The following is a 17,398-nucleotide window of genomic DNA, read 5'->3' on the forward strand; positions in this document are numbered from 1 at the left end:
AAATGGAATTGTCAATGAATTGAACGTGAGGAGTTGAAGAGATGAACACAGCTATCGTAGGAAATCCGTTGAAAAACTACATTGGGGGGCAGTGGATAGATTCACTGACGACACGCTTTGAGGATATACCCAATCCAGCAACAGGAGAATTGTTGTCACGCGTGCCACTATCGACGAGAGAAGACGTGGACAAGGCTGTTGCTGCTGCAAAGGAAGCGTTTGTGAGCTGGAGTGCTACGCCTGTCGTGGATCGTGCGCGCATTATGTTTCGTTTTCATAGTCTTCTCGTAAAACACGAGGATGAACTCGCCCGGATGATCACCATGGAGAACGGCAAAAATCTGCCTGAGGCACAGGCAGAGCTATTGCGTGGGCTGGAAATGGTAGAGTTCGCTTGTGGGATGCCGACACTGATGATGGGAGAAACATTGCCCAATATCGCAAACAGCATCGACAGTCAGGTGATTCGTTTTCCTTTGGGGGTAGTCGGCGGGATTACACCATTTAACTTCCCTGTGATGGTCCCGATGTGGATGTACCCGATTGCGATTACCGCAGGAAATACATTTGTCTTGAAGCCCTCAGAGCGTACGCCGCTGTCTTCGATTCGAATTGCTGAACTGCTAAAGGAAGCAGGGCTGCCAGACGGTGTATTCAATGTCGTAAACGGAGCGCATGATGTCGTCAATGGTTTGTTGGAGCATCCGGACGTAAAAGCGATCTCATTCGTCGGTTCGCAGCCGGTTGCGGAATACGTGTACAAGACAGCAGCGGTGAACGGGAAGCGTGTGCAAGCACTGGCTGGGGCGAAAAATCACCATTTGGTCATGCCTGACACGGATTTGAAGCGCGCGGCAAAAACAATTACGAGCTCAGCATTCGGCTGTGCAGGAGAGCGGTGTATGGCAGCCAGTGCTGTAGTAGCTGTTGAAGAGATTGCCGATGAGCTGATAACGCATCTGATCGAGGAAGCCAATGCTCTCGCAATGGGGAATGGTTTGGAGGTGGGCATCGATCTCGGGCCAGTCATCCGTGATTCGCACTTGTCCAAAGTACATGACTACATTGAAAAAGGTGTTGCGTCTGGCGCCGCGCTGGTACGGGATGGTCGCGAGGATGCGAAAAGGCTGCCAGATGGTTACTTCCTCGGGCCAACGATTTTTGACAAGGCAGATGCCGAGATGGTCATTGTCCGAGACGAGATTTTCGCGCCTGTCTTGAGTGTCATGCGTGTGAAAGACTTTGAAGAGGGCTTGGAGACGATTAGTCGATCGCGTTTTGGCAATGGGGCGACCATCTATACGAACAATGGAAAATGGGGAAGAGAATTCGTTCAGCAGGTGGAAGCGGGGATGGTCGGTGTCAATGTAGGAGTGCCTGCTCCGATGGGTTTCTTTGCTTTCTCAGGCTGGAAGCAGTCCTTTTACGGTGATTTACATGCAAATGGAAAGGATGGCGTCCTCTTTTTCACGAAGAAAAAAACGGTCACATCCAGATGGTTCGAAGATGGAGATACCAACATCGGCTCGCAAAAAGTTTTTGTAAAATAACCGCTTACGAAAAAATAAGGAGGATTGCGCGATGGAGCAAGGACAAGTGACGAAAGATTTTGATAAAGAGAGCTTGCTGAATGCCGACCGTTCGCATATGTGGCACCATATGTCCCCCTACAATCCCAATCCGATGATCGTAACGGAAGCGAGCGGGTCGTGGATCACGGATATCGATGGGAATCGGTACCTGGATGGAATGTCTGGCTTGTGGTGTGTCAACGTTGGCTATGGCCGACAGGAGCTCGCAGACGCCGCTTACGAGCAGTTGAAGCAATTGGCTTATTTTCCACTCACACAAAGCCACGTCCCTGCTATTCGTCTATCCGAGAAGATCAGCGAATGGCTTGGCGAGGAGTATCGCGTTTTCTTTTCCAATAGCGGCTCTGAAGCGAACGAGGTCGCATTCAAGATTGCCCGTCAATACCATCACCAGAACGGGGAGTCGGGTCGTTACAAATTCATTTCGCGACATCGGGCTTACCACGGAAATACGATGGGGGCTCTTGCTGCAACGGGTCAATCCATACGCAAGGAAAAATACGAGCCATTAGCACCAGGCTTCCTTCATGTACCGCCGCCTTACTGCTATCGCTGTCCGGCTGGAAAATCGTACGGCAAATGCAATCTGGAGTGCGCCGAATATTACGATCAAGTGATCAATTGGGAAGGCGAAAAGACAGTGGCAGCGGTCATCATGGAGCCGACCATTACCGGGGGAGGCGTCCTCGTTCCTTCGCCCGAATACATGCCAAAAGTGCGGGAAATCTGCGATAAGTACGGCGTGTTGATGATCGTAGACGAGGTCATCTGCGGATTTGGTCGCTCAGGTCAAAAGTTCGGCCACCAAAACTTCGGAGTCAAGCCTGACATCGTGACCATGGCCAAAGGTATTACGAGTGCCTACCTGCCACTTTCCGCAACGGCTGTGCGGGCAGAAATCGCAGACAAATTCAATGAGCAGGGGAATAATCTGCATTTCCGTCATGTCAATACGTTCGGCGGCAATCCGGCGGCATGCGCGCTTGCCCTGAAAAATCTCGAAATTTTAGAAGAGGAAAAACTGGTGGCGAGAGCGGAGGAGCTCGGTGCAGAATTGCGTGCCAAGCTGGCGTTTCTCGCAGATCATCCATACGTTGGAGACATTCGGAGCTTTGGCTTCCTGATGGGGATTGAGATGGTAGAGGATCGCAAAACGAAGGAACCCGCGGCGCCAGCGAAATTAACACAGGTGATTGCCGAGTGCAAGAAGCGTGGGCTAATCATCGGTCGCAATGGCGACACCATTCCGAGCTTCAATAATGTGCTGACACTCTCGCCCCCGTTTACCACGACGAGTGATGATATCGATTTTATTGCACAGGTTATGAAAGAAGCCTTTGATACATTGGAGTAGGAGTAGCTTGGACGAAAAGACGAAAGCAGCGGCAGACTAGGAGATGCGAAAAACCTAGGCTGCCGCTGTATTCATTCAACGATGAAGCTGGAAATGAAAAACAAGATGCTCCATAGCTATCAAGTAGCTGATTCCATCTCGGTCATAATCCTCCTGCATGTTCTTACGCAGTCTCCGATTTTTGATAGCGCTTTTGCAGCTTTGCTCGATGTGCTTCCAATATCTCTTCAAAAGGAACCTCGTATTGGTTTGCCAGCAAGATTAAATTCCCGAGTACATCGCCCAGCTCTTCCACCAGCTCCTGCCGAGCTTCCTCTGCGGGTTTTTCCCCTTCATCAGGACGATCTCGGCCAATTTCAATGGCGCGTACAGCTCTTGCCAACTCGCCAGCTTCTTCCATCAAAAATCCCACACGAATAAACGGACCATACCCAGTCCAACCACGTTCTTGATAAAAATCTCCGACCCATTTTTGAAACTCAGTTATATTCATATGTATCTGTCCCTTCCTGATTTTAGTATAATTATATTACACGCAAAGAAATTCTGGAAAAGCCATTCTACTTCAACAAGTTTTGGGAGGATGACATGAAACGTATTTGTGTTTATGCAGGTTCCAATCCGGGTGTAAATCCACTTTTTGAGCGGTACGCACAGGAGTTGGGAAAAGAACTGGTCGCTCGTGATCTTGAATTGGTCTATGGTGGTTCTAGCATGGGACTGATGGGACGCGTTGCAAATGCAGTTCTGGAAGGTGAAGGCAGGGCAATCGGCGTCATGCCTACCGGATTATTCCGTGGAGAAATCGTACATAAAGGGCTGACAGAATTGCATGAGGTCCTGACGATGCACGAGCGCAAAGCGAAAATGATCGATTTGTCTGATGGCTTCATTGCTTTGCCGGGCGGATTGGGTACCTTTGAAGAAATTTTTGAAGTGGTGAGCTGGGGTCAAATTGGCATTCACCAAAAACCAATCGGACTGTTGAACGTGGATGGCTACTATACGCCGTTGATGCAAATGGTGGAGCATGCGACTGAAGCCGGATTTATTCCCGCTATGCAGGGCGAATTGATCCTGTGCGAGAGTGATCCCGCTATTTTGCTAGATCGTATGCGAGATTACACACCGCCAGTGAAAGTAAACAAATGGTCGGAACTGGAAAAATAAGAACGAGTAAAAAATAACCCGAAGCCTCCAATTGTGGGAGGATTTCGGGTTATTCTAGTTATTGACAGGATGAATGTAGGAGTGTTAATGTAGTTGATTATATACCTAGTAAACACATAGGAATAATATTAATATGATTCGTCTTCATACGTCAGGAGGATTCTTCATGAACAGATCAGCGAAATGGCTACAACTCTCCACTTCAGCTGCTGTACTATCAGCGGCGCTCGTTTTTCCAACTGCAGTTGGTGCAACAACGAAAACAACGGTAGAAGCACACGTAGAGTGGAACAGCTTTTTGCAGCAGCAATACGGTGTGACTTTTGACAAGACGGTAACTCGCGAGCAATTTGAGAAAGCGTTGCTCAAGATTGTATCTACTACTACAAGTATATCGGAAAAAGACTTGTCAGCCAAAACTTTCTTGCCTGAATCCAAAGATGCCTCCAAGCTGGTTGTATGGGAAGCGGTAAGTGCTGCTGCAAAAGCTGCTGAGTTAAAAGAACTCGGGTATACATATAGCGAGGAAAAAGTAGCGGCTGCCTTGAAAAAAGCAGGGATTTCGTATAAAAAAGGCGGCACGCTTACCTTGCAGGCGGCACAAGAGCTGGCTGTAGCTATTGACACGGGGCTTGTGTCCGCCAATGCTTTGAAGTCAGCTTCTGTAGAAGGGGCAGTATCCGCAGAGCTTGCGAGTCAATTGCTAGCAAAAGTAGCAGAGTTCCATGGCTCTGCCAAAAACTATCTGGGCACAATCGCCGATGAAGAGATTTTTGGCAAGCTCGCACAGGCGTGGAACGAATCGCAAATCATTAAAGCCGGTGAATTGCAAGAGCTTGTAGACAAAGGCTTGAAGCAAAACCTGATTACTGGCTACAATCTGAAGGATGCCGCATTCAATCCTCACTTCGATCCACAGCGCACGATTACGTATGGACATAGTGATATCGCTCACGCTATTCAATTAATCGGCCTGTTAAAAAGTGAAGGCGTCAATGCCAAGGTTCAATTTGAGCCGAAAACATCTGCCTTCATTTACTTGAAGGAATGGGGAGAGCCCGTTCAAACAGCCGATTATCAAGTGGTTCAGATTGAAAACGGCAACTACATTGCGTACGCCAAGGAGTACGATCTCAGCCTGGAATTCGACAGTGTAAAAGAAAAAGAGAAGTTCCAGCCACTTGTCTTGAAATATGCCAAACGGGATCAAGAGGACATGAACGGATTGCTTAAGGCTTCTTGGTGGCAGCCGCTTTATCATTCCCGCACGGAGCTGGCAGATTATGCTGTCATTACGAACAACGTGTTAAAAGATGGTCGTTATGTCGTGCAGTCTTTCTCCCTGAATGAAGAATCACCAAAAGTCGTGGAAGGCTTCCAAAAGCTGAATGACAAAGTAAAGGTAGAGACATACAAATTTTGGGTAGATCAACCGTTCTTTCATTATCTCAACGGCGAATCGAAGTAAATATCGTGCATCGAAAAGCGTCCTTCCCTTCACAAAGTCGGGGAAAGGACGCTTTATTCTATTACATGGATAATGGATTGAAAAATCCATTTAGCGGATCTTGTCTATTTCTGGTATAATTTAGGGATAACCGTTGTTTTATGGCGATGGTTGTATAGTCATGCTGATAGTTTGGGAGGGAATGAAGTGAAAAAGAAAGCGATAATGCTACTGTTGTCCAGCTGTTTGTTTGCTTCGACAGCATTCGCAGCAAGCGCATCAACGACATTGCCAAGCACGCCGCAAAGCGGTACGGGAAAATCCGTGCAGGCACCAGCAGATTTGTCAAAAGGGCTGCTCGTGAATACCTTCACTTCCCATCAGTGGAAACAAGATTCGCTTACGAAGCTACTGGGGAAATCCGTGAAAGAATTTGATGATTATGTGTATTATTCACAAGGAATCAGCATGAAGTGGGACGAAAACAAGCAAGCGTTTGCCGTTCTCGTTGAACCTTCCTATAAAGGCGAAGTTGTAAAAGGTATTACGACCGCTACTAGAAAAGACGAGATCGTCCGAGTCTTGGGTAAGCCGCATTTTTCCGATGAAAAGCTTGAGTTGATTGGTTATGCGGAACAGGGCTATCACTTGTTTTTCACGTTTGCTCAGGATAAAGTAAAAGCCATTTCGATTTATCGTCGTGATCAAATCGCTGATACAAAAGTACTTGTTGATATGGCTAAAAATTTGCAAGACTATGGTGAAAAGTTAGGGGCACCCACTCAATATGCTGATTTTTCTATCTTTGGTGCATGGGGTAAGCCGGATTTTTCGTACCACCTCAGAGGAATCGGTACATACGCGTGGGAGTATCCATCCAGAGGGATTGCCTACGATGGCATGCCAGATGATGCAACGCTAACCATCTACAGTAATTTTCCGAGCAAAGACAAGCTCGCTGATTTGAAAAACGTAAAAAACATTGTCTTTTCCAAAGAAGATTCCCTGTTCTTGATCGAAAAACTGAGAATCGAAACGGAAAAAGAAAAAACCGAATTGGCGAAAAAAGCTGGAATCCCATCACCAGACAAGAAAAAAATCGCGGTGATTGATTCAGACAATTTGTACAATACCGCGAATATTCGCTTCTATCAGCCAGACTACACACCGCAAGCCCAACTATTTCCAGGTTATTTTATCGATGAAGTAACATGGCTGGACAACAACTGGATCTTGTATCAGACAATGATGGGTGTGGGAGTTTATCATGTTACTACCCATGAAAAGATAGAAATTGTAGGAATGGAGAAAAAGGCAAACGAGCCGTTTGATATGTTGGATGTCAATACAGTCAAGCCTGATCTGACAAAAAAAGCAATTGTGTTTGAAGTCAGCCTCAAAGAGAAGAATCAGACTTACACGGTTCGCTATCAAATCAAGGGCGACAAAATCACGTTTACCTGGTAGAGAGCAGGGACTATCGTTCTTTTTTAGCGATGATGGGCGTGCTGGCTGCTTCCTTTTCGGCCAGATACGACCGCATGCCTCGAACGAACAACTCACGAAGGACTTCCTGCTGCGTTTTGCTGCTGACGAGAGAGCGAATGAGCTCCAGCTCAGCGACCAATTCTGAATCAAGGTGAACGTTGACAGTCTTCCCTTTGGTTCGCGGGTGCAGCTCGTAGTACTCCGCTGATTTTTTTACGATTCCTTCGATGACAACAGCTTCGTTCAACCATTCCTGGTCGGGGAAATACAAGCATGGTGCTTCTAAAATAATATGGGTCAGTTCTTCGCTAAATCGTATGGCGAGGGTCTGGCCCTTTTTTTTATGCAAGTCGCGGATTTGTCGTGATCTCTCTTGATTGGCAACTGTATTTTCCAGCGTGATTACGGCCAGTTCCATAGTGCCTCCTTACGGGATGAGCAGTTCTTCTTCTGATACCGACAACAATACTTCTCCCGTTATTTCCAATTGGACTTGGTAGGTGAAGTGCTGATCGCTTCGCTCGACGGAGGTAATGATTCCCCAGCAGCATGTGCTATCTCTTGTGAGCTGGACACGATCCAAAACCTCGTAGCTCGGGCGAAGATACCCTTTTTTATATAGATAAGTGAGCACGGATTCTCGAGGAAAAAGATATCGTTTGTTTCCTTGTTTACTGACCAAAAGGGGGAAGGTCTCCCGTTCGTCTATCCAATCCCCTAAATAGCCTTGATCTGCCCAGCGTTTGACGGTAGCCATACTGCCAGCACGACCAGCTTTGGTCTCCAGGATGTCTAGTATTTCACGTGAAGAGAGAAACGCTTTGCGCCTTTCGAGTTGTGTCAGGTAGTTTTTGCGCTCGGTTTCCAATTGGTTGAGAAGCGCATGTGCATCCGCGATTTTTTGTTTCACTAGCCTGATCTCCAGGTCGTAATCCTTCATACGGGACGGCCCTTTCTTCCTTGTTTGTTTTTATCCTATTCGAACATGAAATCATTCATGTCAATCCAAGCAGATTGATTTCGTTTCCTTGCTAGGCAAATACGAAATGTAACAATCATAAAAAAACGATTTCGCACATTGATTAATAGCAAGCATGTTTAGATCTGGTGAGGAGGTTGTGGACAGATGAGCATTCCCAATGAGCTCGCGAAAAATTTCGCAGAAGTCGTGCCTGCCCTAAAACCGATGGAAGCCATCCATGAGGCAAATCGCTGCTTGTATTGCTACGACGCACCCTGTATTAAGGCTTGTCCCACGTCGATTAACATCCCTTCCTTCATCAAAAAAATTGCGACCGGGAATTTGTTCGGATCAGCCCGGACTATCATGGAATCGAATCCTGTCGGGGCGAGCTGTGCGCGCGTATGTCCAACCGAGGAGCTGTGTGAAGGTGCCTGTGTACTAAATTCAGCTTCCAAGCCCATCATGATCGGTCTTCTCCAGCGTCACGCGACAGACTGGGCAATCCAAAATCAAGCAACGCTTTTTTCAAAAGGCGAAGCAAATGGAAAACGGGTAGCCATCGTCGGAGCGGGCCCAGCCGGATTATCAGCAGCACGTGAGCTTGCGCGTCTTGGCTACGCGGTTACGGTATTTGAGGCAAAGGAAAAGGCGGGAGGATTGAACACGTACGGCATCGTTTCTTTCCGTCTGCCGCAGGAAATATCGCTATGGGAAGTAGAGCAAGTAGAGACATTGGGGGTAGAGATACGTACCAATACGCGAATCGGTGTGGATGTAGCGCCAGAAGAGTTATTGGACCAGTATGATTCCGTCCTTTTGGCAACTGGTATGGGCAATGTCCCTCAGTTGCATATCCCGGGAGAAGAACTGAAAGGTGTCCTCGATGCGATCGCACTCGTGGAGGACACCAAGACCAAGGCACTATCAGACGAAATGCTTGGTAAAAAAGTCGTCATCATCGGTGCGGGGAATACGGCGATTGACGCTGCCACCTGTTCGAAACGGCTGGGTGCAGACAATGTTCAGATTTTGTACCGACGGACAGTTCAGGAGATGTCCTGTTATCAGTTTGAGTACGAATTCGCCAAGCAGGATGGCGTAGAATTCCGCTGGCTCGTTGTCCCAACGCGTGTATTGGAGGAAAACGGCCGAGTGAAGGGATTGGAACTAGTGCGAATGGAGCTAGGTGAGCCGGACGAGAAAGGAAGAAAGCGTCCAGTAGAAATTCCAGGCAGTCATTTTGTCATTGAAGTCGATTATGTCGTCAAAGCGATCGGACAAAACAGATATCTGTCATTGATTGAATCATTTGGGCTCCAACACCGAAATGGGATTGTCGAGGTCGAGGAAGGCACCTATCGAACCTCCCATGTCAAAGTTTATGCGGCGGGCGATGTCATTTTTGGTGGAGGCAAGACAGATGCGATGGTAGTCGACGCAGCCAATCATGGGAAACGAGCGGCTCATGCTATCCATCAATCGCTCAGTGATCAAAAACAGCCAGTATAAAGGAGGAGACCTATCATGGCAGATCTCAGCATTAATCTGGCGGGAATCCAATCCCCGAATCCATTCTGGTTGGCCTCTGCGCCGCCGACCAATTCAGGCTACCAAGTACAGCGTGCCTTTGAAGCGGGCTGGGGTGGCGCGGTCTGGAAGACACTCGGAGAGCCGATCATCAACGTCACCTCCCGCTTTGCAGGACTGAACTTCGGGGGACAGCGCGTCTTTGGTTTCAACAACATTGAATTGATTACGGACAAACCGCTTGAGGTCAATTTGAAGGAAATGGATGAAACGAAGCGCCGTTTTCCGAAGCACACGTTGATTGCGTCGCTCATGGTTGAACATAAACAGGAAGCATGGCACGAGATTGTCAAAAAGGTGGAAGCAATAGGCGTAGACGGTCTGGAACTAAATTTTGGCTGTCCGCACGGAATGGCAGAACGCGGGATGGGCTCTGCGGTCGGTCAGCATCCAGATTTAATCCGGCAACAGGTCGAATGGGTAAAAGAAGTCGCCCAAACCCCTGTCATCGTCAAGCTTACCCCAAACATTACGGACATTCGCTTTACAGCGCGGGCCGCCAGCCAGGGGGGGGCCGATGCCATTAGTATGATCAACACCATAAACAGCTTGATGGGGGTTGATCTCGACAAATGGCTGCCGATCCCACATGTAGATGGAAAAGGGGCGCACGGCGGTTATTGTGGACCAGCAGTCAAACCAATCGCCCTGAACATGGTCGCAGAATGTGCACGCGATCCCAAGGTTGGTATCCCGATCTCAGGTATTGGCGGAATCTCTGATTGGCGGGATACCGCTGAATTTTTGCTGATGGGAGCAACGGGTGTTCAAGTATGTACGGCTGCCATGCATCATGGATTCCGGATCGTCGAAGATATGATTGATGGGCTTAACAATTACCTGGATCAGCGTGGAATTGCGTCCGTGATGGATATTGTCGGCAAAGCGGTACAGACGTACTCGGATTGGGGCCATCTGAATCTGAATTACAAGGTCGTGGCGCGCATCCATGAAGAGACTTGTATCAATTGCAATAAGTGTCATATCGCTTGTGAGGACACTTCCCATCAATGCATTGACATTGTTGCTGATGCAGCGACGGGCAAAGAGCGCTTAGTCGTACGAGAAGAAGATTGTGTAGGCTGTAATTTGTGCTCCATCGTTTGTCCAGTGGAAGGAACGATCGAGATGGTCGAGATTCCGAGCGACAAAGCCCCTCTCAGCTGGAATCAGCGGCAGGCTGCTTTGGCTGCGGGTGGCAGCTGCGAGCTGTAAAGCAAGTCATGTTTTCGGCGTGGGGGGCATAGCGTGTACAAGGAAAGGCATGTCTACTCGGTGACGGGTTGAAGGGGAGATGATCAGCGGATGAAAAAATGGATTCGAAATGGCACAGTCGTGACAGCGTCAGACACGTATCAGGCGGACATTTTGATCGAAGGGGAAAAGGTAGTCGCAATCGGCTCCAATCTGGATGGGAAAGATGCCGAAGTCATCGATGCTACCGGATACTATGTTTTCCCAGGTGGGATTGACCCACATACCCATCTCGATATGCCTTTTGGCGGAACGGTTACTTCCGATAACTTTTATACAGGCACGAAGGCAGCAGCATTTGGCGGGACGACGAGCATCATCGATTTTTGCCTGACGAATAAAGGGGAACCATTGCATTCATCCATTTCGACCTGGCACGAAAAAGCAAGGGGCAAAGCGGTCATTGACTACGGATTTCACCTGATGGTTTCCGATGCGAACGATCAAGTGCTCGAGGAATTAGGAGCAGTCGTACGAAATGAAGGGATTACTTCGCTCAAAGTATTCATGGCCTACAAAAATGTGCTGATGGCCGATGATGAGACGCTATTTAAAACGTTGGTTCGGGCGAAGGAACTAGGTGCCCTTGTACAGGTCCATGCGGAGAATGGAGACGTTCTGGATTATATGATCAAGCAGGCGCTTGCAAAAGGGCAGACTGACCCCGTGTACCACGCTTACACCCGCCCACCTGAAGCAGAAGGAGAAGCGACGGGACGTGCGATTGCACTGACTGCACTGGCAGATGCCCAGCTGTATGTCGTGCATGTATCGTGTGCTGAAGCTGTGCGCCGAATCGCAGAGGCTCGCGAAAAAGGATGGAATGTGTACGGGGAGACGTGCCCGCAATATTTGGTACTCGATATTACGGATCTACAGAAGCCGGGCTTTGAAGGAGCGAAGTACGTCTGGTCCCCTCCGCTTCGGGAAAAGTGGAATCAGGACGTCCTGTGGAGCGCGTTGAAAAATGGCATTTTGCAAACGATTGGCTCCGATCATTGTTCCTTTAATTTCTCTGGCCAAAAAGAGCTGGGGCTAGAGGATTTCACGAAAATCCCGAATGGTGGACCAATCATTGAGGACCGGATGCGTCTCCTCTTCTCGGAAGGGGTAGCAAAGGACAAGATCAGCCTTAATCAGTTCGTCGATATGACCTCTACAAAAGTAGCCAAACTGTTCGGGATGTTCCCGCAAAAAGGAACGATCGCAGTAGGCTCGGACGCGGATATCGTATTGTTTGATCCAATGGTGAAGCGCACGATCTCCGTTGAAACTCACCATATGAATGTCGACTACAATCCATTTGAAGGAATGGTGGTGAATGGCGATATCATCTCGGTGCTTTCGCGCGGGTCATTTGTCATTCGCGATCAGCAATTCGTCGGTCAAGCCGGGGCTGGACGCTTTGTAAAAAGATCGACCTTTGCAAAACCGTAATCAATGAGAGCGTAAAAAGGCGAGGAGGGCAACTATGGCAGATATCATTCGCATCGGCTTGATTCAGGCGAAAAACGATATCCATGGAGACGAACCGGTTCATTTGCACAAAGAAAAAGCCATTGAGAAGCATGAGAGGATGGTGCGGGAGGCGGCAGCCAAGGGGGCACAAATCATCTGTCTGCAAGAGATCTTTTATGGCCCGTATTTTTGTGCCGAACAGCAACCGAAATGGTATGAATCAGCGGAACAAGTCCCAAATGGACCAACCGTGCAACTTTTCTCTTCCCTTGCCCACGAGTTAGGAACCGTACTCATTTTACCTGTGTACGAGAGCGTGGGGATCGGTACGTATTACAACACTGCCGCTGTGATTGACGCGGATGGCACGTATTTGGGCAAATATCGCAAGCAGCATATTCCGCATGTCGGAGTGGGCAGTAGCGGGTGCGGATTCTGGGAGAAATATTACTTTAAGCCCGGCAATCTTGGGTATCCCGTTTTTGAAACCGCTTTTGCCAAGGTCGGGGTGTATATATGCTATGACCGCCATTTTCCGGAAGGCGCACGACTGCTGGGCTTGAATGGGGCGGAAATTGTATTCAATCCGTCTGCGACTGTCGCCGGCTTATCTGAATACTTGTGGAAGCTCGAGCAGCCTGCTCATGCCGTTGCCAACGGTTATTATGTGGCAGCGATCAATCGGGTAGGGACAGAAGCACCTTGGAACATGGGAGAGTTTTACGGACAATCGTACTTGGTCGATCCGCGAGGGCAATTTGTTGCCTTGGGGAGTCGGGATCAGGATGAGGTCATTCTCGCTGAAATGGACCGTAACAAAATTTATGAGGTGCGGGATACGTGGCAATTTTACCGGGATCGCAGACCGGAGACTTACGAAGATATGGTAAAGCTATTACCTTAATACAAGAGTGAGGGAGGTGCCGGATACGCGCCTTCCTCCTTTTCACATCATTGGAAGGATTCCATCAGAGTCAAAAGGAGCGTTCAGGGATGAGGCAGATTGTATATCGAGGGGTCGAATACGGTGAGGGACTACGCGTCGTCAAAGCGCAAAAGTATGAGAGGGCAGAACGTCGCCATTTTACAAACGGTGCGAGTGCAAAGGCAGTGTTTGGCGCTGGTGTTTACTTGGTGAGCAATCCGGAAATCGCCGCACAGTATGCGATTTGTCATGCAGAGACCAATGGGGAGAAGGCAGTTGTGTTGAGCCAGCAGCTACATTTGCAGGGTCTCGTTTGTTTGGACGAGCGCTATGGGGAAAATGAACTACGCATTGATGCATTGCGCGCTGCTTATTCAGAAGAGGAACTCGAACAGAGACAGAACGATATGGGCTATGAAGAGTGGCTGGAATGGACAGGCGATAAGGTGCGTGCATATTTGATTGACTGTGGATACCGGGGGATTCGGTATCGGATCAGCCCGGAGCTAACGTATTATATTTGCTATGAGCCTGACGTTCAAATTGAAGAGATTGTGATTCTATCTGTGCTCGATGTGTGAGTAAGCGACTACGACTATCGACTTATTCGACAAACTTTGGTAAGATTAGACAATATTCGCGCTTTTTCTAGCTTACCTATTTGACAGAGGAAGGATTGCCGCAACGATGAGTCTATTACGTAACCTCAGCACCCGAGCCAAACTATTTAGCTTGATTGTGATGATGGCCGTCTTTTTGTGTGCTGTCGGATTCACCGGATTTTTTCATGTGCAAGTCTCAGGTGAACGCATGCAGGCCATGTATGAAGAGCAGCTTCTTCCCGTTAAGTGGATTAACGATTGGAGACAAGAAATCCGCGCGATTGACGGATTGGTCTATAAAATGATTCTCGATCCATCTCCTGCGGTCTTTGCTGAATACAAAACGGAACTGGACTTACGGATGGAAACAGCAGACAAATCGTTCCAATATCTCCAAAACGCGAAGCTGGATGCCCAAGAACAAGAAAGAGTGACGATGCTAAAGGAGCTTATCGAGCAATATCGCAAAGACCAGGGCGAGGTCTTGAAAATGATCCAGGAGGGGAAAGCGGATCAAGCCTATTCGTTTTATCGTGCAACGGATAAGACGCTGAATTGGATTAATCAGGAACAGCTCGAATGGGCGAATTACAAATCTGAGCAGGCAGTCGCCATGCAAAAGGAAAACCAAGATGAGACTCAAGAAGCGATTACATTCCTGATCGTCGTAGGCGTACTGTCGATCTTGATCGGTAGTGTACTGGGGTGGATCATCTCCCGCATGATCGCTGATCCCCTTCGAGTTGTTTCAAGCCGCATGCAGCAATTGGCAAGCGGGAATATGGCGGTTGCTCCCGTCACCTACGTGACTCGTGACGAGGTAGGTACACTTGGTACTGCGTTCAATGAATTGGTAACGAATTTCCGTTCATTGATTGAACAAGTAAAAGTGGCGGGTGAGCAAGTGGCTGCTTCCTCTGAGGAATTGTCTGCGAGTGCGGAGCAGTCCGCTTATGCAACAGAACAATCGATCAGCAGTGTGCAGCAAATTGCCTCTGCCTCCGAAGTACAGACGCAACGTACGCAAGAAAGTGTTCGTGTCATGGAAGAAATGTCGATTGCCATCCAGCGGATTGCCGATACGTCCGGAGCCGTTTCTGAATCATCGGCGCAGGCAGCAGAGGATGCGGAGCAAGGAAGCATTCATATTCAGCAAGCCGTTGATCAGATGAATACGATCTCCGACTCGGTGAATCACGCAGCGGATCTCGTGCAACTGCTCGGCGTACGGTCAGAAGCCATCGGCCAAATTGTTGATGTGATTACTGGAATTGCTTCCCAAACGAATCTGCTGGCGCTCAACGCAGCGATTGAGGCGGCGCGTGCAGGAGAACACGGCAGGGGATTTGCTGTCGTAGCGGATGAGGTTCGTAAACTCGCAGAACAGTCAGAGGAATCTGCGCGCGAGATTGCGAGACTGATTGGGGAAATTCAGCAAGAAACCACGCAAGTCGTGCATGTCATGATGGATGGAACCCAAGAGGCGAAAAAAGGTGCAGAAGTTGTTCAAGAAGCGGGTGTCACCTTCCAACGTATCGTAGCGTCTTCTCAGGAGGTTGCGGGTCAAATTCAGGACGTGTCCGCTGCTACCGAGCAAATGTCGGCAAGCATACAGCAAGTCGCATCTGCTATGGATGAAATGAATCGCCTCGCACAGGAAGCAGCCGTACATACCCAAGGAGTATCGGCAGGGGCAGGTGAACAGCTTGCCAGCATGCAAGAAATCGCCCGTTCCAGCGCGAACCTGAATGAGCTTTCTCAAGAGCTGCAAGAGTCCATCAGTCAATTCAAATGGTAGAGTAAGTAATGAAACGAAAGACTGGCAAACCCAATGGGGCAGCCAGTCTTTTTTTGTAGCTTGCTATTAGGAAGCAATCGTTTGTTTATTGTTTGCTGTAATTTTTTCATAATCCTTGGCACTCAAAATCGAAGCGTCGTTTTTCATCATCCACGTGTAAAGTACGAGTGAAATCAGTAGCCCGATAGTCCAAGCGTTGTCCCAAATAATGGATAATCCCGGAATGTATTTACTTATAAAAGGAATCGCAATCCCGATTAGCATCGCCCAGATGGCTCTGCCATTAAAGCCCGTTTTGTAGGCGTAGATTCCGTTTGTTTTATACAATTCTGTTAAATGAATGCGCCGCTTGCGCACGAGCCAATAGTCGGCAATGGCTATTCCGTCGATCGGGCCTAACAAGGCACCGTACGTTCCGAGCCATAAAAAGATGTAGTTGCCGAAGTTCTCTAGAATGTACCAAGGCTGCATCAAGAGAGACACGACCCCGGCGATGATAGCGCCGGTTTCATACGAGAAACGGCGAGGGGCCAGATTTTCCACTGCTCGGGCGGGAGCAACGATATTGGCCGCTACGTTGGTCGTCAATGTGGCAAGAATAATTCCAATCGTTCCAAGGAAAATGGCGAAAGGCGAGAATTTAGCCAACACGGCAGCAGGGTCCCACAACGCTTCTCCGTAAATCACGACGGTAGCAGAAGCGACAGCAACTCCGATGAACGAGAAGAAACCCATCGTGGTTGGTAACGAAGAGGATTGTCCGATGATTTGTGCTTTTTGACTTTTGGCATACCGACAGAAATCCGGTATGTTGAGGGCCATTGTTGCCCAAAAAGCAATGGCTCCCGTCAATGCTGGGAAGAAGACCTTCAAGAATTCTGCGTTGGTAGTGAATTTCGAAGGTGCTGAGAGCATCGGTCCCCATCCGCCGGCTTTCGTAAGCGCCCAGACGAGGAGAGCCAAACTCATGATGATCAGGATGGGAGCAGCCCAAGCCTCCATTTTTTTGATGGCTTCGGGACCGCGATAAGCGACCCATACGTTTAACAGCCAAAAGCCAAAGAAGGATATCCAGAGATGTCCGGGAACATTCGCCCAGCCTGTCATCGACATTAAGAGTGTATCGATGGCAGCACCTCCGAACCAACAGTTGATGCCAAACCAGCCAGCACCAATCAAACCGCGTGCGACAGCAGGGATGTGCGCTCCTTTGGAGCCGAACCATAGGCGCGCAAAAACTGGATACGGAATGCCAAATTTCGTCCCGGCATGAGAGTTGAGAAGAATGGGAATAAGGACAATACAGTTACCGAGAATGATCGTCAAAATGGCCTGCCACCAGTTCATACCCAAGGAAATTAACCCTGCCGCCATAGCATACGTCGGCAAACAGATCGACATTCCGATCCACAAGCTGGCGAAGTTGTAAGATGTCCAGTTGTGCTCTGCCGTCCTCGTTGGCCGAAGACCTTCATTATAAAGCGGACTGTTCTTGATTGCCTCTTCGCCTTCTTTCGTCAGGGTAACAATTCCATTTGATACCGTCTGCGTCTTCATTTCTTTCCCTCCTTTGCTTTTCAAGATGTCTCGTATTCGGACAAACGCCCTAGTTTGTCTTGAATACAAGTTGTAACATTATATTGGGGGAAAGAAGGCCTAATACCTGATTTTTCGTCGTAAAAAGACAACCTGCAACGACAAGCTTCGCCATTGACAATGGGAATGATTCTACCTTTTTTCCTAATTGGGATGGTAAGAT

The 17,398-nt window shown here is 48.5% G+C and carries 15 protein-coding genes; 11 read left to right on the top strand and 4 right to left on the bottom strand.

Going from position 1 to position 17,398, the window contains the following annotated elements; genetic code table 11:
- Positions 1 to 41: 41 nt before the first annotated feature.
- Complete coding sequence (locus POF51_RS00330) at positions 42 to 1,550, top strand: CoA-acylating methylmalonate-semialdehyde dehydrogenase (protein WP_069844767.1); 1,509 nt, start codon at positions 42 to 44, stop codon at positions 1,548 to 1,550.
- Between the two features lie 31 nt (positions 1,551 to 1,581).
- Complete coding sequence (locus POF51_RS00335; RefSeq protein ID WP_069844768.1) at positions 1,582 to 2,946, top strand: aspartate aminotransferase family protein; 1,365 nt, start codon at positions 1,582 to 1,584, stop codon at positions 2,944 to 2,946.
- A gap of 163 nt (positions 2,947 to 3,109) precedes the next feature.
- Here the strand turns inward: POF51_RS00335 and POF51_RS00340 are convergent, their stop codons facing one another.
- Positions 3,110 to 3,439 (bottom strand): MazG nucleotide pyrophosphohydrolase domain-containing protein, encoded by a 330-nt coding sequence (locus POF51_RS00340; RefSeq protein WP_069844769.1) that lies wholly within the window; start codon positions 3,437 to 3,439, stop codon positions 3,110 to 3,112.
- 95 nt (positions 3,440 to 3,534) lie between these two features.
- On the opposite strand from POF51_RS00340, the gene POF51_RS00345 reads away from it, so the two are divergent.
- From POF51_RS00345 to POF51_RS00355, 3 genes are all read left to right on the top strand, one after another.
- On the top strand, positions 3,535 to 4,116 hold the full coding sequence (locus POF51_RS00345; protein ID WP_017249115.1) for a TIGR00730 family Rossman fold protein: 582 nt from the start codon (positions 3,535 to 3,537) through the stop codon (positions 4,114 to 4,116).
- Positions 4,117 to 4,282: 166 nt separating this feature from the next.
- Positions 4,283 to 5,584, top strand: coding sequence for a hypothetical protein (locus POF51_RS00350; RefSeq protein WP_069844770.1), 1,302 nt, complete (start codon positions 4,283 to 4,285; stop codon positions 5,582 to 5,584).
- A 186-nt stretch (positions 5,585 to 5,770) separates the two neighbouring features.
- Positions 5,771 to 7,030 carry a hypothetical protein gene (locus POF51_RS00355; RefSeq protein WP_083261504.1) on the top strand — a complete coding sequence of 420 codons (1,260 nt, stop codon included), beginning with the start codon at positions 5,771 to 5,773 and terminating at the stop codon, positions 7,028 to 7,030.
- 10 nt (positions 7,031 to 7,040) lie between these two features.
- On the opposite strand, the gene POF51_RS00360 is transcribed toward POF51_RS00355, so the two are convergent.
- Together POF51_RS00360 and POF51_RS00365 are read right to left on the bottom strand one after the other, a co-directional pair.
- Positions 7,041 to 7,469, bottom strand: coding sequence for a hypothetical protein (locus POF51_RS00360; RefSeq protein ID WP_017249112.1), 429 nt, complete (start codon positions 7,467 to 7,469; stop codon positions 7,041 to 7,043).
- 9 nt (positions 7,470 to 7,478) lie between these two features.
- Positions 7,479 to 7,961 carry a hypothetical protein gene (locus POF51_RS00365; protein WP_244521664.1) on the bottom strand — a complete coding sequence of 161 codons (483 nt, stop codon included), beginning with the start codon at positions 7,959 to 7,961 and terminating at the stop codon, positions 7,479 to 7,481.
- 216 nt (positions 7,962 to 8,177) lie between these two features.
- Here POF51_RS00365 and POF51_RS00370 point away from each other — a divergent pair, with 216 nt between their 5' ends.
- The 6 genes from POF51_RS00370 to POF51_RS00395 all read left to right on the top strand — a co-directional run bounded on the left by POF51_RS00370 (position 8,178) and on the right by POF51_RS00395 (position 15,639).
- Complete coding sequence (locus POF51_RS00370; RefSeq protein WP_069844772.1) at positions 8,178 to 9,524, top strand: NAD(P)-dependent oxidoreductase; 1,347 nt, start codon at positions 8,178 to 8,180, stop codon at positions 9,522 to 9,524.
- A gap of 15 nt (positions 9,525 to 9,539) precedes the next feature.
- A complete protein-coding gene (preA, locus tag POF51_RS00375) occupies positions 9,540 to 10,817 on the top strand; it encodes an NAD-dependent dihydropyrimidine dehydrogenase subunit PreA (RefSeq protein WP_069844773.1) in 1,278 nt (425 codons plus the stop codon).
- Positions 10,818 to 10,907: 90 nt separating this feature from the next.
- Complete coding sequence (hydA, locus tag POF51_RS00380) at positions 10,908 to 12,293, top strand: dihydropyrimidinase (protein ID WP_069844774.1); 1,386 nt, start codon at positions 10,908 to 10,910, stop codon at positions 12,291 to 12,293.
- A 34-nt stretch (positions 12,294 to 12,327) separates the two neighbouring features.
- Positions 12,328 to 13,218 carry a nitrilase-related carbon-nitrogen hydrolase gene (locus POF51_RS00385; protein WP_271753157.1) on the top strand — a complete coding sequence of 297 codons (891 nt, stop codon included), beginning with the start codon at positions 12,328 to 12,330 and terminating at the stop codon, positions 13,216 to 13,218.
- An 89-nt stretch (positions 13,219 to 13,307) separates the two neighbouring features.
- Positions 13,308 to 13,820: a hypothetical protein gene (locus POF51_RS00390; RefSeq protein ID WP_017249106.1), complete on the top strand. Its 513-nt coding sequence runs from the start codon at positions 13,308 to 13,310 to the stop codon at positions 13,818 to 13,820.
- Positions 13,821 to 13,926: 106 nt separating this feature from the next.
- Positions 13,927 to 15,639 (top strand): methyl-accepting chemotaxis protein, encoded by a 1,713-nt coding sequence (locus POF51_RS00395; RefSeq protein ID WP_271753160.1) that lies wholly within the window; start codon positions 13,927 to 13,929, stop codon positions 15,637 to 15,639.
- A 66-nt stretch (positions 15,640 to 15,705) separates the two neighbouring features.
- Here the strand turns inward: POF51_RS00395 and POF51_RS00400 are convergent, their stop codons facing one another.
- Positions 15,706 to 17,196, bottom strand: coding sequence for an NCS1 family nucleobase:cation symporter-1 (locus tag POF51_RS00400; RefSeq protein ID WP_106833262.1), 1,491 nt, complete (start codon positions 17,194 to 17,196; stop codon positions 15,706 to 15,708).
- Positions 17,197 to 17,398: the final 202 nt, after the last annotated feature.

Origin of the sequence: Brevibacillus sp. AG (genome assembly GCF_028369215.1) — a bacterium.
Taxonomy (GTDB): Bacteria; Bacillota; Bacilli; order Brevibacillales; family Brevibacillaceae; genus Brevibacillus; species Brevibacillus porteri.

Coding starts and splice junctions, on each gene's coding strand:
- POF51_RS00340 (WP_069844769.1), bottom strand. CDS start 3,439: ATGAATATAACTGAGTTTCAAAAATGGGTCGGAGATTTTTATCAAGAA.
- POF51_RS00395 (WP_271753160.1), top strand. CDS start 13,927: ATGAGTCTATTACGTAACCTCAGCACCCGAGCCAAACTATTTAGCTTG.
- preA (WP_069844773.1), top strand. CDS start 9,540: ATGGCAGATCTCAGCATTAATCTGGCGGGAATCCAATCCCCGAATCCA.
- POF51_RS00360 (WP_017249112.1), bottom strand. CDS start 7,469: ATGGAACTGGCCGTAATCACGCTGGAAAATACAGTTGCCAATCAAGAG.
- POF51_RS00335 (WP_069844768.1), top strand. CDS start 1,582: ATGGAGCAAGGACAAGTGACGAAAGATTTTGATAAAGAGAGCTTGCTG.
- POF51_RS00345 (WP_017249115.1), top strand. CDS start 3,535: ATGAAACGTATTTGTGTTTATGCAGGTTCCAATCCGGGTGTAAATCCA.
- POF51_RS00390 (WP_017249106.1), top strand. CDS start 13,308: ATGAGGCAGATTGTATATCGAGGGGTCGAATACGGTGAGGGACTACGC.
- POF51_RS00385 (WP_271753157.1), top strand. CDS start 12,328: ATGGCAGATATCATTCGCATCGGCTTGATTCAGGCGAAAAACGATATC.
- POF51_RS00370 (WP_069844772.1), top strand. CDS start 8,178: ATGAGCATTCCCAATGAGCTCGCGAAAAATTTCGCAGAAGTCGTGCCT.
- hydA (WP_069844774.1), top strand. CDS start 10,908: ATGAAAAAATGGATTCGAAATGGCACAGTCGTGACAGCGTCAGACACG.
- POF51_RS00400 (WP_106833262.1), bottom strand. CDS start 17,196: ATGAAGACGCAGACGGTATCAAATGGAATTGTTACCCTGACGAAAGAA.
- POF51_RS00350 (WP_069844770.1), top strand. CDS start 4,283: ATGAACAGATCAGCGAAATGGCTACAACTCTCCACTTCAGCTGCTGTA.
- POF51_RS00330 (WP_069844767.1), top strand. CDS start 42: ATGAACACAGCTATCGTAGGAAATCCGTTGAAAAACTACATTGGGGGG.